This window comes from Streptomyces sp. A01, from assembly GCF_059026195.1.
The window spans coordinates 176060-193332 of sequence record NZ_JBWLKN010000002.1; the positions used below are offsets into that span (position 1 = coordinate 176060).

6 protein-coding genes and 2 pseudogenes are annotated in these 17273 nt (G+C 72.9%); 1 reads left to right on the top strand and 7 read right to left on the bottom strand.

Translation table 11 applies throughout. The features are described 5' to 3' along the window. The 7 genes and pseudogenes from AC5P1B_RS03195 to AC5P1B_RS03225 all read right to left on the bottom strand — a co-directional run. Nucleotides 1-618: pseudogene (locus AC5P1B_RS03195) on the bottom strand (AMP-binding protein); the annotation flags it as partial. Between the two features lie 39 nt (nt 619-657). Continuing rightward, nucleotides 658-2202 (bottom strand): annotated as a pseudogene (locus tag AC5P1B_RS03200) (condensation domain-containing protein); the annotation flags it as partial. Next, nucleotides 2199-5666, bottom strand: a complete 3468-nt coding sequence (locus AC5P1B_RS03205; RefSeq protein WP_493884620.1) for a non-ribosomal peptide synthetase — start codon at nt 5664-5666, stop codon at nt 2199-2201. The gene AC5P1B_RS03205 and the pseudogene AC5P1B_RS03200, both read right to left, overlap by 4 nt. Next, the gene (locus AC5P1B_RS03210) at nt 5663-9115 is read right to left on the bottom strand and encodes a bifunctional LLM class flavin-dependent oxidoreductase/SDR family oxidoreductase (RefSeq protein WP_493884621.1); all 3453 of its coding nucleotides are present in this window, start codon (nt 9113-9115) and stop codon (nt 5663-5665) included. The genes AC5P1B_RS03205 and AC5P1B_RS03210 overlap by 4 nt, the downstream gene beginning before the upstream one ends. Beyond that, a complete protein-coding gene (locus tag AC5P1B_RS03215; RefSeq protein WP_493884622.1) occupies nt 9112-14427 on the bottom strand; it encodes a beta-ketoacyl synthase N-terminal-like domain-containing protein in 5316 nt (1771 codons plus the stop codon). The genes AC5P1B_RS03210 and AC5P1B_RS03215 overlap by 4 nt, the downstream gene beginning before the upstream one ends. Before the next feature lie 160 nt (nt 14428-14587). Further along, nucleotides 14588-14950, bottom strand: coding sequence for a GYD domain-containing protein (locus AC5P1B_RS03220; RefSeq protein WP_493884623.1), 363 nt, complete (start codon nt 14948-14950; stop codon nt 14588-14590). A 559-nt stretch (nt 14951-15509) separates the two neighbouring features. Beyond that, nucleotides 15510-16454, bottom strand: a complete 945-nt coding sequence (locus AC5P1B_RS03225) for a LysR family transcriptional regulator (protein WP_493884624.1) — start codon at nt 16452-16454, stop codon at nt 15510-15512. An 84-nt stretch (nt 16455-16538) separates the two neighbouring features. On the opposite strand from AC5P1B_RS03225, the gene AC5P1B_RS03230 reads away from it, so the two are divergent. Next, complete coding sequence (locus AC5P1B_RS03230) at nt 16539-17243, top strand: succinate dehydrogenase cytochrome b subunit (RefSeq protein WP_493884625.1); 705 nt, start codon at nt 16539-16541, stop codon at nt 17241-17243. The last annotated feature ends 30 nt before the right edge of the window (nt 17244-17273 follow it).

The following is a 17273-nucleotide window of genomic DNA, read 5'->3' on the forward strand; positions in this document are numbered from 1 at the left end:
GATGTCGAAGGAGACGGTGGTGACGCCCAGCCAGGTCCCGGCCGCCTCGGCGCCGAACTCCTCGGTCATCGCGGCGCAGAAGTTGACCACGTTGCGGTGCTCGACCATGACGCCCTTGGGGCGGCCGGTCGATCCTGAGGTGTAGATGACGTACGCGAGGTCCGCCGCACCGGCGGCGGGCACGTCGGCGGAGGCGGTGACGGGCTCGGTGGGGCGCTCGGTCTCAAGGTCGAGGTCGTCCAGCCGGACGACGTCCGTGCCCGGCGGGAAACCGGTCGTGGCGGCCGTGGCCGAGTCGGTGAGGACCAGCGGCGCACCGGCGTCGCGGAGGATGAAGTCGTTGCGGTCCGCGGGCGCCGCCGGGTCCAGCGGTACGTAGGCGGCACCGGACTTCAGGACCGCGAGCAGCGCGACCACCAGGTCGGGGGTGCGCGGCAGGCACAGCCCGACGAGCGTGCCCGGGCCCGCGCCGCGGGCGCGCAGCATCGCGGCGAGGCGGGTCGCGGCCGTGTCGAGCGCGGCGTAGCTGAGGGTGCGCTCGCCCTGGATGACCGCCGCCAGGTCCGGGGCGGCCGCGGTCTGCCGCTCCACGAGGGCGTGCACCGTGGACTCGGGCACCGGCAGCGCGGTGGCGTTCCACTCGGTCAGCAGCCGTTCGCGTTCGGCGCCGGTGAGCAGCGGCAGCTGGGCCAGGGCGGTCCCGGGCGCGGCGAGGGCCGCTTCGAGCAGGGTGTGCCAGTGGCCGACGAGGCGCCGGGCGGTGGCCGCGTCGAACAGGTCGGTGGCGTACTCCAGGCCGCCGTGCAGCCCGTCCTCGTCCTCTTCGGCGATGAGGGTCGTGTCGAACTTCGCGGTGCCGGTGTGCACTTCCTCCAGTTCGCTGGTCAGCCCCGGCAGGGTGAAGATGTCGTCGGCCGCGTTCTGGAAGATGAACATGTGCTGGAACAGCGGGCTGTAGCTGAGCGCGCGTTCCGGCTGGAGCACCTCGACCAGCTGCTCGAACGGCAGGTCCTGGTGGTCGAAGGCGGCCAGTGAGGTGGCGCGCACCCGGTCGACGAGGTCCCCGAACGTGGGGTCCTGGCCGGTCCCCACGCGCAGCACGACGGTGTTCACGAAGAACCCGATGAGCGGTTCGACCTCGGGCCTGGCCCGCCCCGCGACGGGTGAGCCCACCGCGAAGTCGGTGCTGCCGCTGAGCCGGGACAGCACCGCCGACCACGCGGCGAGCAGCACCATGAACGGGGTGACCCCGCGTTCCCTGGCGAACGCGCGCACCGCGTCGCGCAGTCCGACGGGCAGCCGGTACGGCTCGACCGCGCCCCGGTAGGACTGCGTGGTGGGCCGGGGCCGGTCGGCGGGCAGGTCGAGCAGCGCGGGCAGGCCCGCCAGCTCGCGCTCCCAGAACGTCACCTCGTCACCCAGCGCGGCGGGCGCCAGGTGGGTGCGCTGCCAGGCCGCGTAGTCGGCGTACTGCACCGGGAGTTCGGCGAGCCGGCCGGCTTCCGCGCCGTCCGCCTGGTCTGCTGTGGTGTACGTGCCGTACAGCGCGCACAGCTCGCGGTACAGGACGCCGAGTGACCAGCCGTCGGCGCAGATGTGGTGGACGGACAGCAGGAGATGGGCGCGGCCGGGTGTCTCGGGGACGAGGGTGGCGCGCAGCAGGGGGCCGCTGTCCAGCGCGAAGGGGCGCCTGGATTCCGCACGGGCCAGTGCCTCGACGCTCTCGCCGGGGGCGAGCCGGTGTTCCGGCAGGGGGACCTCGGACGCGTCGAGGATCTCGGCGTACGGCTGTTCGCCGCCGGAGCGCACCACGGTGCGCAGCGCCTCGTGGCGGCGTACCACCTCGGTCAGCGCGCGGCGCAGCGCGGCCACGTCCAGGTCGCCGTCCAGGGTGACGCGGCCGGAGAGCACATAGGCCGCCGCGCCCGACTCGGGCAGCATCTCGGCCATCACCCACATGCGCTGCTGGCCGTAGGACAGGGGAAGCTTGCCGGTGCGCTCGATACGGCTGACGGGCGGCCGCTCCTTGCCCCGGCCCGCGCCGAGCAGGGAGATCAGGGCGTCGCGGTGGGCCTTGAGCTCGGCGCGCAGCGCGTCGTCCAGGGCGCCGGGCGGGGCGCTGAAGCGCAGCCGCCCGCCGTCCTCCCAGAGCCGGATGTCGCGGGCCCGCAGCTCAGCGAGCAGTTCGACGGGCGTTGTCACAGCTCTCCCTCTTCCCTGGCTTCGGCGGTGCCGGAAGCGTGCGCGGTGTCGGTGGGGGCGGCGGCCCAGGTCAGCGCGTCCACGGTGCGTGCGATCCCGGCCACGGTCGGGTGGGCGAACAGCAGCTGTGCGGTGAGTTCGACGCCGTGTTCCTCGCTGAGGCGCAGCGCGGCGCGGGTCGCCGCCAGCGAGTGGCCGCCCAGGTCGAAGAAGTTGGTGTCGGCGCCGACACGTGCGATGTCGATACCGAGGACGTCGGCGACCGCGGTGGCCACCGACTTCTCGGTGGGCGTGGTGGGTGGTGCGGTGGCGGCGGCGCGCTGCTCGGGTACGGGGAGTTCCCTGCGGGCCACCTTGCCGGTGCTGGTGGTGGGCAGGGCGCTCATCGGCACGACGGTGGCGGGGACCATGTACTCGGGGAGCGTCTCCGCGCACGCCCTGCGCAGTTCCTCGGCGTCGAACCGGTCGGCGTCCGCGGGCACCACCCAGGCGATCAGCCGCCGCTGGGCGGCGTCGTCGCCGCGTGGCTCGGCGACGGCGGCGGTGACACCGGGGTGGCGCAGCAGGGCGGCCTCGATCTCGCCGAGTTCGACGCGGAACCCGCGGATCTTGACCTGGTTGTCGGTGCGGCCCAGGTACTCGATCTCGCCGTCGGCGCGGTAGCGGGCGAGGTCACCGGTGCGGTACATCCGCTCGCCCGGCCGGAACGGGTCGTCCACGAACCGCTCCGCGGTCAGATCGTCCCGGCCCAGGTAGCCGCGGGCCAGGCAGTCGCCCGCCGCGTACAGCTCGCCCGTAACCCCCGCGGGGACGGGTTCGCCGTGCGCGTCGAGCAGGTAGATCCGGGTGTTGTCGACGGGGCGGCCGATGGGTGGCAGCCGGGGCCAGCCGGAGGGCGGCCCTGTGAGGGTGTGGGCGGTGACCACGTGGGTCTCGGCGGGGCCGTACTGGTTGTGCAGCCTCGCCCCGGTGTGCTCGAAGAAGGCCCGCACCTCGTCGGTGACGTGGAGCTGCTCCCCGGCGGTGAACACGTCGCGCAGTCCGGTCGGCCAGCTGCCGCGTGCGGCGGCGACCTCGGCGAGCTGCTGGAGCGCCACGTACGGCAGGAACAGCCGGGTGACGCGCTGGTCGCGCAGGAGCGGCAGCAGCCGGGTGGCGTCGCGGCGCAGCTCGTCGTCGACGAGGACGAGGGTGGCGCCCGCCGTCCACGTGGCGAACGTCTCCTGCACGCTGACGTCGAAGTGCGGCGGCGTGAACTGGAGTACGCGGTCGTCAGCGGTGAACGGGGTGGTGCGGGCCTGCCAGGCGAGGAGGTTCGCGAGCGCGCCGTGGCGCATGGCGACGCCCTTGGGGCGGCCGGTGGAGCCCGAGGTGTGGATGGTGTACATCAGGTCGTCGCGGCCGGTCGCCGCGTCGGCGGTGGCCGTTTCCCCGGCCCACTCCAGCTCGTCGAGCCGCAGCGCCTTCGTGCCCGGGGGCGCGGCCACCTCGGTGTCGCTGAGCAGCACCTGGCAGGCGGCTTCGGTGAGGATGCCGGCGACCCGCTCGGCGGGCTGGCCCGGGTCCAGCGGTACGTAGCAGGCCCCGGCCTTGAGGATGGCCAGCATGGCCACGCAGGCGCGCGGTGAGCGCCGCGCGTGCAGGGCGACGAGTGCGCCGGGGCCCACGCCGTGGCCGCGCAGCAGCTGGGCGAGCTGCCCGGCCTGGGTGTGGAGCTCGGCGTAGCTGAGCGCGTGGTCACCCGCGACGACGGCGACCGCGTCGAGGGTCGCGGCGGCCTGCTCGGCGACGCACTGGTGCGGCGGCCGGTCCAGGTCGGTGTCCCTGGCGGTGGCGTTGCGGCCTTCCACCAGCTCGGCACGCTGCTCGGGGGCCAGGAGCGGCAGCCGGGAGACGGCGGTGCCGGGCCCGGCGAGTGCGGCGTGCGTCAACTGCTGGAAGGAGTCGGCTATGCGGCGCGCCGTTGCGGCGTCGAACAGGTCACTGGCGTACTCCAGCTGGCACGCCAGGCGGTCGCCCTGGTCCTCCACGAACAGGGTCAGGTCGAACTTGGAGGTGCCGCTGTGCAGGTCCTCCGGGGTCGCCGTGACGTCTCCCATCCGGATGTCGCGGTACGGCGTCTCGTAGTACGTGAGCATGTTCTGGAAGACGGGCGCGTGGCTGAGGGAGCGTTCCGGCTGGAGTTCGGCGACGATCCGCTGGAACGGCACGGCCCGCTGCTCGAACCCTTCGAGGAAGGTGTGCTGCACCCGGTCGAGGAGCTCGGCGAACGTGGGGTCGCCGGACAGGTCGACCCGCAGCGGCAGGGTCCCGATGAGGAAACCGACGACGGACTTCGCCTCGGGGCGCTCCCGGTCGCTGACCGGCGTGCCGATCACGAGGTCCTCGGCGTGCGCGTACCGGCCGAGGACCGCCGCCCAGCAGGCGAGCAGCACGACGTACGGGGTGACCCGGTGCGCCGTGGCCACCTCGGCGAGCCGTGCGGTGTCCCGCTCGCCGAACGTGAACCGCTCGACGGCGCCCTGGAAGGACTGCCGGGCGGGCCTGGTGCGGTCGGTGGGCAGTTCGAGCAGCGGGGGCGCGTCGGCGAGCCGCTGCCGCCAGTACGCGTTCTGCCGGTGCGCGGTGACCGGTGACAGCGCCTCGCGCTGCCACCCGGCGACGTCGGCGAACTGCACGGACAGCGGCGGCAGCGCGGCGAGTCCGGCGTCCGCCTCGTACAGCCGGAACAGTTCCTTGAAGACGACGGCCAGTGATCCGGCGTCGGCGATGATGTGGTGCACGGTGAGCACCAGGTAGGCCGAGTCAGGGCCTGTGGTGAGCAGCGTGGCGCGCAGCAGGCGGCCCTTGGACAGGTCGAACGGGGTCCGCGCCGACTCGACGGCGACCCGGGCCAGTTCGGCCTCGCGCTCCGCTTCGGGCAGGCCGCTGAGGTCGGCCCGCGTGACGGCGAGTGGCTGCGCGGGCAGTACGACCTGCTCGGGGGTGCCGTCCGCACCGGTACGGAAGGCGGTACGCAGCGCCTCGTGCCGTTCGGTGAGGCGGGTCAGGCAGGCGACGAGCAGGTCGGGCTTCAGCGGCCCTTCGAGTCGTACGCCGCCGCTGAGCACATACGTCGGCTGGTGCCCCTCCAGCTCGTCCAGCAGCCACAGCGCCTCCTGACTGGCGGCGAGCGGGAAGGCCCGCCCGTCGCGGGGCAGCGGCGTGATGGCGGTCGCTGCGTTCCGCTCGGCGCGCAGATGCGCCAGCAGCTCCGGCTTGGCCGCGCGCAGCGCGTCCCGCAGCGCGGGGGTGAGGGCGCCGCCGGGGGCGGAGACCTTCAGCTCCTCGCCTTCGAGGGTGACCCGGACGCGGGCGGCGGTGAGGGTGTCGAGGAGGGCGGCCAGTTCCGCGGCCGGTCCCCCGGGGCCCGCCGGTGGCGGCCCGGCGGGTGGGGTCTGGGTGGGGTCGGGCGTGACGGTCACAGGGTGAATTCCTCTCGCTCCTCGGCGGCGTCGTCCAACTCGTCGGCGAGCAGGGTGAGGACGTGCCCCGCGAGTTCCTCGACGGTGGGGCCCTGGAGCAGCCGTACCAGCGGGACGACGATGCCGAGTCCGGCCTTGATGCGGTTGCGCAGGTCGAGCGACATCAGCGAGTCCATGCCCATCTCGACGATGGGCTGCTGCCGGTCGATGTCCTCGGCGTTCGCGCGCAGCACGTGGGCGAGGCGCCCGGTGAGGTAGTCGGCGACGATGGCCGTCCGCTCCTCGGCGGACGCCTGCGCGCACCGCTCCAGCAGTTCCGACGCGGCGCCGTCCCCGGCGTCCGAGGCGAACTCGGCGAACTGCGCGGTCTGCTGGGCCTGCGGGAACGCGGCGAGGAGGCCGGGCCAGTCGAGCCTGGCCACGGTCACCTGCGCCGGGTCCTGGTCCAGCACCCGGTCGAAGACCTCCAGGCCCTCGGTGGGCGTCATGCTGCCGACGCCCACCCGGCTGAGCTGGTCGAGGCCGTCTTCGCGTACGGCGAGTCCGATCTCGTTCCACGGGCCGTAGCCCAAGGCGACGGCGGCCCGGCCCGCTGCCCGCCGGTGGTGGGCGAGCGCGTCGAGGAAGGAGTTGGCGGCGGCGTAGTTGGCCGCGCCGACCCCGACCGGGCCGACGACGGCCGGGAGCGCGGAGATCAGGAGGAACAGCCGCGCGTCACCGAAGACCCGGTGCAGGTTCCAGCCGCCGGACACCTTGGGCGCTGCCACGGCACGCAGCCGCTCCGGCTCCAGGCCGCTGAGCATCGAGCCCTCCACGACACCGGCGAGGTGGATGACGCCGGTGACCGGGGGCAGCCCGGCCTCGGTGAGCCCTGTGCGCAGCCTGGCCACCTCCTGGGGGCTGGCCACGTCGGCGGGCGCGACATGTACGCGTGCGCCGAGCGCGGTCAGCTCCTCGACCGCGGCGCGCTGCGTCTCGTTCACGATCCCCCGCCTGCCGGTGAGCAGCAGGAACCTGGCTCCCCTGGCCACGGCCTGGCGGGCCAGCGCGAGGCCGATGTCACCGAGGCCGCCGGTGAGGAGGTACGTGCCGTGCGGGTCCAGCCGGGGCGGCAGTTCGACGGCCTTGGACAGTTCGGTGGCGCGCACCAGGCGGGGGGCGAGCGCGCGCGGGCCGCGCAGGGCGAGCTGGTCCTCGGACCGGTCGCCGGTGAGGATCGCGGCCAGCAGTTCGGCGGGGCACTCGGCGACCGGGTCGAGGTCGACCAGGCCACCGGACAGCTCGGGGTGCTCGGCGGCCAGCACCCGGCCGAGCCCCCATACCGGCGACTGGAACACGCCGGAGGCGGTCACCGCCGTGTCCGCGGCGGGCTGGGCGCCCCGGGTCAGCAGCCAGATCCGGCCGCAGCGGGTGGGGTCGTCCAGCTCAAGGGCGCCGCGTACGAGTTCGAGGACGGACTCGGTGGCGGCCTGCCCGGCGGCCTCGACCTGGCTGGTCTCGGCGTCGGGCAGGTCGGGGGCGGCCAGCGGCGCCAGCATCGCCACGCCGCTGAGCGGGCCCTCGGCGAGGGCCGTGTACAGCGCCCGGCGCACCTGCCCGGCGTCGCTGCCGTCGGCCACGGCGGTCTCGGGCCGGTGTCCCGCCGCGGTCAGCGCGGCCGCCAGCGTGTGACCGGGGCCCGCCGGGTCGGCGGAGTCGGCGACGATGAGCCAGCGGCCTGCCTCCGCCGCCTCGGGGTCCGGCTCCGGCACGGGGACGCCGACCCAGTCGGTGCGGTAGCACAGCTCGCCCACGTCACCGCGCTCGCCGCCCACCTCCACCATGCGCATGCGCAGCGACTGCGCCTCGGCGACCAGGCCCTCGGCGTCGAACAGCCGGACGTCGGCGACGAGTTCGCCCTCGGGCTCCACCGCCGGTGTCCTGATGACGTGGGAGTAGAAGACGCCGCTGGGCCTGCGGTGCAGCCGCAGCCCGCGCACGCCGATCGGCAGTGCGAGCGTGCCTCCCCCGTCGAGCGCGCCCGGGGCGAGCGCGCCGAGCAGCAGGAACGCGTTGTCCAGCAGCGCCGGGTGGAACTCGTAGCGCTCGGCGTCCGCCTCCTGCGGGAAGTGCAGCCGCCCCAGGACCTCGCCGGGGCCCACCCACAGCTCGTCCAGGCAGCGCATCGCCGGTCCGTACTCGGCGCCCGCCGTCTCCACCCGGTCGAAGAAGCCCCCGGCGTCGACCGGCGTCACACACCGGGTCCTGATCAGTTCGGGGTCGTCGTCCCAGGCCGGGGCGGGCGCGGCGGTGCCGTCTCCGGTGGTGCCTTCCCCATCGCCGTCGGTGCCACCGGTGACATCGCGTACGGACCGCACCGGCACGAACGGCCGCAGCCCGGCCGCGCCGCGCACCTCCGGGTCGTTCTCGGCGAGTTCGCGCAGCTGGTTGAGGTACGGGAGGGCCGCGAGCACCTGTTCGGTGGGCGGGCCGAAGTCCAGCAGGCAGGCGACCTCGTCCACGCCGATCGCCGCGAGACGCCTGGTCAGCGGCAGGCACGACTCGGGCGAGCCGATCAGCGAGCGCGAGGTGGCGAACCGCTCGTAGAGGAAGCCGACGAACTGCGTCAGCTCCTCCTCGGGCAGTGTCGTGATGTCCACGTCCTGGTCGCGGCTGCGCGCCAGGCCCTTGAGCAGGCCCAGGTTGCCCTTGAGGTAGGTGCAGTAGGGGTCGCGCGCCAGTTCCTGGGTGTGCTCGGGGTCCTCGCCGACGAAGGTGTGCATCATGACGGTGACCTGGCCGGCCTCGGGGTCGAACCCGGCGTCGGCACGCGCCTTGCGGTAGATCGCGATGCGCTCGGCGAGACCTTCCACACCCTGGTCGAGCAGGTGGGTGAGGAGGTTGACGCCGTTGCGGCCCGCCTTGGCGAAGCTCGCCGGTGAGCTGGCGGCGGTCAGCCACACCGGCAGCTCGGGCTGGAGCGGCCTGGGGTAGGTGCGGGCCCTGATCGTCTTGCCGGTGCCGCTGGTGACGGGTATCTGCTCACCGCGCCACAGCGCGCGGACCATCGGCACGGCCTCGTCCATGTGGTCGTTGCGCGCGCCGTACCGGTCGGGGAAGAAGGCGAAGTCGTCCGGGTTCCAGCCGGAGGCGAAGGAGATCCCGGCCCGGCCGCCGGACAGGTTGTCCACGACCGCCCATTCCTCGGCGACCCGCAGCACGTTGTGCAGTGGAAGCACCACGCTTCCCGCCCGCAGACCGATCTTGCTGGTCTCCCTGGCGAGCGCGGCCGACAGCACTGCCGGGTTGGGGTAGAGCGAGCCCAGCTGGGTGAAGTGGCGCTCGGGCACCCAGATGTTGAGGAAGTCGTTCTCGTCGCCGTACCGCGCGCTCTTGACGAGCAGGTCGTAACGGTCGGCCCCGCTCAGTGAGTTCTCGTCGCTGGCGAAGAACATCAGGCTGAACCTCATGACGTGCTTCCCCCGTTCTCCGCGTGAATCGCCGGTTGTCGGCTTCTGACCAGTCGTGCGGTGGCGTGCCGGGTCCAGCCGGACCCGTCGTCCTCGCCCCGGCTGTGGACGCTGAAGGCCAGCGCCTCACCGGGATCGCCGTGCAGCGCGACCTGGACGACGCGCCCGCTGTCCGGTGGCACGCCGAGGACGCTGTGGTACTCGATGTCCCGCAGGTGGTAGCGGGCGTCGGGCGTGAGATCACGGGCCGCCGCCAGCGCCATCTCGATGTAACTGGTGCCGGGGGCGACGACCTGGCCCTGGATGCGGTGGTCGTCGAGGACGGAGACCTGCGACCTGGACAGCACCCGCTGCCACAGCCGGCGGTCCGGATCGTCGGCGATCTCCGGCAGCCGCCGGCCGAGCAGCGGATGGCGCCCGGCGCCGCCCGCCGCCGCGTCCGGGTGGGCGCGGGCCTTCGGCGCGGCTCCGCTGGCGAGCGTCGGCAGCTCGTCGGGCAGCCAGAGCCTGCGGCGCTGGAACGGGTAGCCCGGCAGGGTGACGCACCGGACCTGTCCCGCCCCGTCGGCCGGGGTACGGCCCCGCTGTGCGGCGGTGAGGTCCACCGCCACTCCGGCCGTCCACAGCGCGCCGAACGCCTGCGCCAGCGTGCGCGGGGCGGGCCGGGCTCGGCGCATGGAGCTGACCCACAGGCCCGTCTCCGCGACCCGCTTGCCGCCTCCGGCCGCCTCCTTCGCGATCCGCTTGGCCAGCGGCGCGAGGACCGCGTCGGGCCCGATCTCGATCCCGGCGGCGCAGCCCTCGGCGAGCAGGGTGCCGACGCTGTCGCCGAACCGCACCGTCTGCCGCAGCTGGTCCACCCAGTAGTCGGCGGTGGCCATCCGGGGCCCGGCGAGCCTGCCGGTGAGCGAGGACACCAGGGGCAGCTGCGGCGCGCGCGGCGTCAGCGTCTCGGCGACCTCGCGGAACGCGTCGAGTACGGGGTCCATCAGGGGTGAGTGGAAGGCGTGCGAGACCTGCAACTCGTTGGAGAGGTGGCCCTGTGCGGCCAGCGCGTCGCTGACCGCGGCGACCGCCTTGGCGGTACCGGAGACCACCACGTCGTCGGGCCCGTTGACGGCCGCGAGCGACGCCTGGTCCTCGTATCCGGCGAGCGCGGCGAGCACCAGCTCCTCCCCGGCCCGCACCGCGCGCATCGCGCCGCCCGGGGGCAGCCGCTGCATGAGCCGGGCGCGGGTGCCGAGCAGTGTCAGCGCGTCCTCAAGGGTGAAGACCCCGGCGAGGCAGGCGGCGACGTACTCACCCACGCTGTGTCCGGCCAGGCACGTCGGCTCCACGCCCACCGAGCGCCACAGCGCCGCCAGCGCGTACTCCACCGCGAAGATCGCGGGCTGGGCGAACTCGGTCTTCGCGAGGGCGTACGCGTCGTCGATGACCTCGTGCAGGTCGAAGCCGAACCGCTGGCGCAGCACGTCGGCGCAGCGGTCGAACGCCTCCCGGTACACCGGCCAGGCGCGGTAGAGCGCGCCGCCCATGCCCGGGTGGTGGGAGCCCTGCCCGGTGAAGAGGAAGGCGGTGGCGGGGGCGCCGCGCCCGGCCTTGCCGCGCGCGGCGTCGGCGCGCGGCCTGCCCTGCTCGGCGTACTTGCGCAGGGTCCGGCCCGCCTCGTCGAGGCTGGCCGCCGTGACGGCCAGCCGGTGGGTCAGCGCGCTGCGTCCGGTGTGGGTGGTGTACGCGATGTCGGCCAGTGAAGCACCGCCCAACGGGCCGCCCACGGCTTCGGCTTGGGTGGGTTGGGTGGCGCGACCGAGCCAGTCGGCGTAGCGGCCCGCCAGTTCCTGGAGCGCCTGCGGGGTACGCGCCGACAGGGCCAGCAGCTCGGGGTCGGCGTCCCCGTCCTCCGGCGCGGCAGCGGTGCCGCCCCCGGCGGACCCGGCGGCGGTGGCGGGCGCGGCGGCGGTGGCGGGCGCGGCGGACAGCACCACGTGCGCGTTGGTGCCGCCGAAGCCGAAGCCGCTGACGCCCGCGGTCCGCCGGTGCTCCGGCCAGGGCGTGGCCTGGCTCGGGATCTCCAGCGGCGAATCAAGGTCGGCGATATGCGGGTTGAGCCTGGTCAGGTGCAGATGCGCGGGGATGGTGCCGTGCCGCAGGGCGAGGACGACCTTGATGAAGCCGGCGATCCCGGCGGCCGACTCCAGGTGCCCGATGTTCGTCTTGACCGAACCGAGCAGGCACGGCTCCGCGTCGGCGGCGGCCTCGCCACGGGTCAGTTCGGCGGTCAGCGCCTCGTACTCGATGGGGTCGCCGAGCCCGGTGCCGGTGCCGTGCGCCTCGACGTAGCCGATGTCGCGGGGCGCGACGCCCGCCGCCGACCAGGCGGCGCGCAGCACGTCCTGCTGTGCCTGGCCGTGCGGGGCGGTGAGCCCGTTGGACCGGCCGTCCTGGTTGACGGCGGAGCCACGGACGACGGCCAGCACCTGGTCACCGTCGGCCAGGGCCAGGGACAGCGGCTTGAGCACGGCGACGCCGCAGCCCTCGGCGCGTACGTAACCGTCGGCGCACTCGTCGAACGCCTTGCAGCGGCCGTCGGCGGCCATCATCTGGGCGCGGGAGAACACCGAGGTGAGGTCGGGCGACAGGATGAGGTTCACCCCGGCGGCCAGCGCCATGGAGGATTCGCCTCGGCGCAGCGTCTCGCACGCCTGGTGCAGCGCGACCAGAGACGAGGAGCAGGCGGTGTCCAGGGAGAGGCTGGGGCCGCGCAGGTCCCACAGGTAGGAGAGGCGGTTGGCGGCGATGCTCAGCGCGTTGCCGGTGCCGTAGTGGGCGTCGAGCGCGTCGGCGGCCCCGGCCGTCAGCCGCTGGTAGTCGTTGTTGCTGATGCCGACGAAGACGCCCGTGTCGCTGCCCGCGAGCGACTGGGGGGCGATCGCCGCGTTCTCCAGCGCCTCCCACGCGACCTCCATCAGCAGGCGCTGCTGCGGGTCGATGCCGATTGCCTCGGCCGGGGAGATGCCGAAGAACTCCGGCTCGAAGTCGGTGACGTTGTCGAGGAAGCCGCCCCAGCGGGTGGCGAGGCTCCCGGGCCGCTTCAGCTCGGGGTCGTAGTGCGCCTCGTTGTCCCAGCGATCGGCGGGCGCCTCGGTGATGGCGTCGTCGCCGCGCATGAGCAGGTCCCAGTACGCCTGGGCGTCGGGCGCGCCGGGGAAGCGGCAGGCGACGCCGACGACGGCGATCGGCTCGTCGGCGGCCGTCGGCGCGGGGCGCTCCGGTGCCGCTGCCCGGTCATCGGCGCGGGCTCCGGCGAGGAAGCGTGCGACGTCGGCCGCCGTGCTGTGCTGGTACAGCAGCGCGGCGGGCAGTCGGCGGCCGAGCGACCGTTGCAGCGCGCCGGAGATGGCGACGGCTCCGGCCGAGTCCACGCCGTAGGAGACGAAGGGGGCGGCCGGGTCGATGGTGTCGGCGGCGATGCCCAGGTGCGCGGCGACGGCGTCGGTGACCTCGCGGACGAGCGCGGCCTGCCGGCCGGAGTCGCCGGAACCGGCCACCTCCGCCGGTCGGGGCACGGCCTGCGGGCGGGTCCACGTCGCCACCACGTCCAGCGAGCCGTCGAGGTAGCCCTGCTGGGTGGCGCGCCTGGCGATCTTGCCGCTTGAGGTCTTGGGCACCGCGCGGGTGCGCAGCAGCAGCAGTTCGTGCAGCGTCACCTCGTACTCGGCGGCGAGCGCCGCGGCGACGGCGGCGCCGAGCGCGGCGGCGTCCACGTCGTCGTGGCGTACTTCCTGGGCCACCACGACGCGCTCTTCGCCGTCGGTGTCCACCGCGAAGGCGGCGGTGCAGCCGGGCCGGAAGACCGGGTCGGCGCCTTCCACGGTGCGTTCGAGGTCCTGCGGGTACAGGTTGCGCCCGCGCACGATGATCATGTCCTTGATGCGTCCGGTGACGCACACCTGGCCGTCGGCGGTGAGGAAGCCCTTGTCTCCGGTGCGGACCCAGGACTGCGCGCCGGGTCCCGAGTCCCCGGCGAGCCGGGCTCCGAAGGTCTCGGCGGTCTGCTCGGCGCGTTCCCAGTAGCCGCGCCCGGCGCTGGGGCCGCTCAGCCAGATCTCGCCGACGGTGCCGACGGCCAGCTCGCGGCGGGAGTCGGGGTCGACGATGGCCAGGCGCTGGTCGAGGTGGACGGTGCCGCAGGCGAGGACGGTGCGCGAGCCCGGCGTGCCGGGGGCGACCTCGACGACACGGTCCTGTTCCAGCTCGGCGCCTGCCAGGTGCAGCACCGTGGCGCCGTCCCCGGGGCGTCCGGCGCTGACGAACACGGTGTTCTCGGCGAGTCCGTACGCCGGGTACCACGTGCCGGGCTCGAAGCCGTGCGCGGCGTAGGTCTCCTGGAACCGGTCCAGGGTCTCCGCCCGGATCGGCTCGGCGGCGTTGAGCGCGACCCGCCAGGTGCTGAGGTCGAGGTCGGCGCGGTCCTCGGGGCGGGTGCGCCGGACGCAGAGCTCGTACGCGAAGTTCGGTGCTGTGCTGAACGTGCCGCCGAACCGGGTGACGGCCCGCAGCCAGCGGATCGGGTCCTGGAGGAACGCCTCGGGCGGCATGTAGACCAACTCGGACTGCCAGTACAGGGACTGGAGCAGGTTGGCGATCAGGCCCATGTCATGGAACAGCGGCAGCCAGGACACATAGACCGGGCGCTCGCTGTGCGCCATGGCGTGCGCCATCATCGAGCAGTTGTGCAGCAGGTTCCGGTGGCTGAGCATCACGCCCTTGGGCGTGCCGGTGGAGCCCGAGGTGTACTGGAGGAACGCCAGGTCGTCCGAGGCGACTTCGGGGCGGCGCCAGTCGTCGGCCGCGCTGAGCGCGACGCGGTCGGTGGCGACCCAGTGCGCGTCCGGGTAGTACTTCTGGGCCAGTTGGTCGTGCAGCCAGCCGGGCACGGCGACGATCGCGGCGCCGCAGTCCTCGGCGACGGCGTTGAGCCGGGCGGCGTGCTTGTCCGAACGCGGGGGATAGGCGGGCACCGCGATCATTCCGGCATAAAGGCAGCCGTAAAACGCGGCGACAAATTCTGGACCCGAGGGATAAAGCATCAGGACCCGGTCACCGGGCGAACCGATACTTCTCAGGTGAGCGCCGATAGCACGCGCCCTCAGATCGAGGTCGGCGAAGGTCAGCCTTTCCGTTACTTCCTCACCCTCGGCAAGAAAGGTGAAGGCGGGCTGCTGCCCTCCTTCCGCGCTCCGCAACCGAAGGAGATCCACCAGATTAGTGGCCTGGGGATCGGGCGGCACTATGCGGGAATTACTACTCACGTCTCCCTCTCACAAACAATTCCGGGTTGCATGCCAGAAAAGCCGGGCGTACCGCCCTCGGCCGAGGCAGAGCAAGGTCTACGCCAAAAGGTCTACGCCAATGAGAAAACGGGCGGAGCCGCCGGGCCGCGGGCGCGGCGGCTCCATCCGTCAGAAACCGTCAGGCGTCAGCGTCGGCGTTCTCGGCGGCCGGCGGGTAGAAGATGTCCAGCGCGGGCTTGGCGCGCTCAAGAGTGCTCACCATCTCCTCGGCCGTCGCCAGCGGGATGATCTTGCCCTCTTCGAACGCACCGGTCGAGTAGCCGGTCAGCACGGCGGCATGGGCGGCCTCGGGGTCCGGGAAGTCCACGACGATAACGAAGTTGTACTCGACATCACGGGTGAACCACCAGTTGATGACCTTGCCGCCGAGAGCACCGTAGAACTTGAAGGCGTGCTCGTCACGCACACCCATCGCCTTGGGCTCCTGAAGGACGGTCTTCACGACCTCCTGCGAATAACGAGCGAGAATCATGTATTGCATGTCACTACCCTTTCCAGGCACGACTGCCGAACATCTCTGACCGGTCGACTGTCCGGAATCGCATGTCACCCGGCCCGCTCATCCCGGCGGCCGGGGCGAGGCGTCACAGCACGCGACCCGATTCCAAGCAAGTCTGCATGATTCCGCAATCAGTGGCCAGCAAACCCACTAACAACATCCTGTCAGGACCGGGCGCGGCTATCGATTCCTGCCTGCATCGAGGGGTACGAGAAAGCTGTTCCCGATTCCCTTGGCAGGAACCGGACAGCCTCTTTCATGGAATCCAGTAATTCGCCCGAGTTGCCCATGATCGCCGACGGTTACCCATGATCACGAACAAAATCGCCAGTTATGGCCCGCCTGTTCCTGCCACGGACCCGCCGCGGGGAGCCGATCGCCCGGGCCGACTGGCAGCAGGCGGACGCCAATAATCAATTGACAGGCGGCGGCCGACCGGCATGACCGTCACGGGGAGCCCGGCACGGCGGCGCCGTCGCCGACGCCGCCAACTCCGCGCCGCCGCACACCACGGCGCCACCCCCCGCCGCGCGCCGGAAGTTCACCCCTGGCGCCCGCCCGCGGCCCCCGGCGCCACCACGGCCGCCTCGCCGAGGTCGGCCGTGCGCAGATAGTCGAGGAGCACCCGCCGCAGCTCGCGCGCGGCCCTGGGCGGCGCCACGTCCTTGCGGTGCGCGACGGCGATCGTGCGGTCCATGCCGCGACCGGCGAACGGGGTGACCCGCAACCCCGAGCGGGCGGCGACCATGCCGGGGACGACGGCGATGCCAAGTCCCGCCCGCACGAAGCCGAGTACGGCGTCCATCTCGCCGCCCTCGACGGTGAGAGTGGGCTCGAAACCGGCCGTCCGGCAGGCCGCCATGGTGAACTCCCGCACGTCGTAGCCGCGTCGGAACATCGCGAGCGGACGGCTCCGCAGGTCGTCGACCCGGATACGGGGGCGGGCACCCGCCGGGGGCGGCGACGACGGCGAGGAGACGACGACCAGCTCCTCGTGCAGCAGCTCGGTGATCGCGAGCGCCGGGCCCTGGCTCGGCTGCGGGCTGATGATCAGCGCGAGGTCCAGTTCCCCGGCGGCCAGGGTGCGCACCAGGTCCTGCGAGCCCCCCTCGTCCACGAGGAGATCGACGCCCGGGAACTCATCGTGGAAGCGGCGCAGCACGTCGGGCACCAGGCTGGCGCACAGGCTCGGCGGCGCGCCCAGCCGCACCCTGCCGCGCCGCAGCTGGGCCACCTCCTGCACCTCGCGGCGCGCTGTCTCGGTGTCGGCGAGGATCTGCCGGGCGAGCGGGAGCAGCGCCGCCCCCGCGTCGGTGAGCGTGATGTTGCCGCGCGCCCGGTGGAACAGGTCGGCGCCCAGCTCCCGCTCCAGCGCCCGGATTTGCTGCGACAGCGAGGGCTGCGCCACGTGCAGCGCCTCGGCGGCCCGGGTGAAGTGGCGGAGGTCCGCTACGGACGCGAAATAACGGAGCTGTTGCAGCTGCATCCACCGATGATAGTCAGCCCCTATGGAAACGAGCCTGTTCATGTCTTGGACTGATGGCACCGCGTGTCTCTAGCGTCGGGTGACATGGCACTGGCAACCCGGACGGACCGCGCCCCGTCCCTCATCGGATCGGTGTGGCGCTCGACCGTCGGCAAGAAGGCGATCATGGCCGTGTCCGGCCTGATCATGCTGAGCTATCTGATCGCCCACCTGGCGGGCAACCTGAAGGTGTTCTTCGGCGCGGACGAGTTCAACCACTACGGGCACTGGCTGCGGACCATCGGCGAACCCGTCCTGCACTACGGCTGGTTCCTGTGGATCGTCCGGCCGGTGCTGCTCGCGGCCGTGGTCCTGCACGGCGTCACCGCGTACCAGCTCAGCCGCCGCGACCGTGCCGCCCGCCCGCAGAAGTACGCGCACCAGCGGCAACGCCAGAGCTACGCGACCCGCACGATGCGCTGGGGCGGCGTCATCCTCACCCTGTTCATCGTGTGGCACATCCTCGACTTCACCACGCTCACCGTGAACGAGCGGGCCGAGTCCGGCCACCCGTACGAGAACCTCGTGGCGAGCTTCAGCACCTGGTACGGCAACACCATCTACATCACGGCGATGCTCGCCGTCGGACTGCACATCCGGCACGGGCTGTGGAGCGCCGCCCAGACCCTCGGGGTGAACAGCGCCCGCGGGGACCGTGCCCTGAAGGCCACGGCCAATGGCCTCGCACTGGCGATGACCTGCGGGTTCATCTCCATACCTGTGAGCGTGATGCTCGGATTGGTGGACTGACATGACGCGACGCGAGACGGAGCCGAGCGA

Bases quoted from the DNA above. Each gene is read 5' to 3' on its own strand.
- AC5P1B_RS03210 (WP_493884621.1), bottom strand. From the start codon at position 9,115: ATGAGGTTCAGCCTGATGTTCTTCGCCAGCGACGAGAACTCACTGAGC.
- AC5P1B_RS03220 (WP_493884623.1), bottom strand. From the start codon at position 14,950: ATGCAATACATGATTCTCGCTCGTTATTCGCAGGAGGTCGTGAAGACC.
- AC5P1B_RS03225 (WP_493884624.1), bottom strand. From the start codon at position 16,454: ATGCAGCTGCAACAGCTCCGTTATTTCGCGTCCGTAGCGGACCTCCGC.
- AC5P1B_RS03230 (WP_493884625.1), top strand. From the start codon at position 16,539: ATGGCACTGGCAACCCGGACGGACCGCGCCCCGTCCCTCATCGGATCG.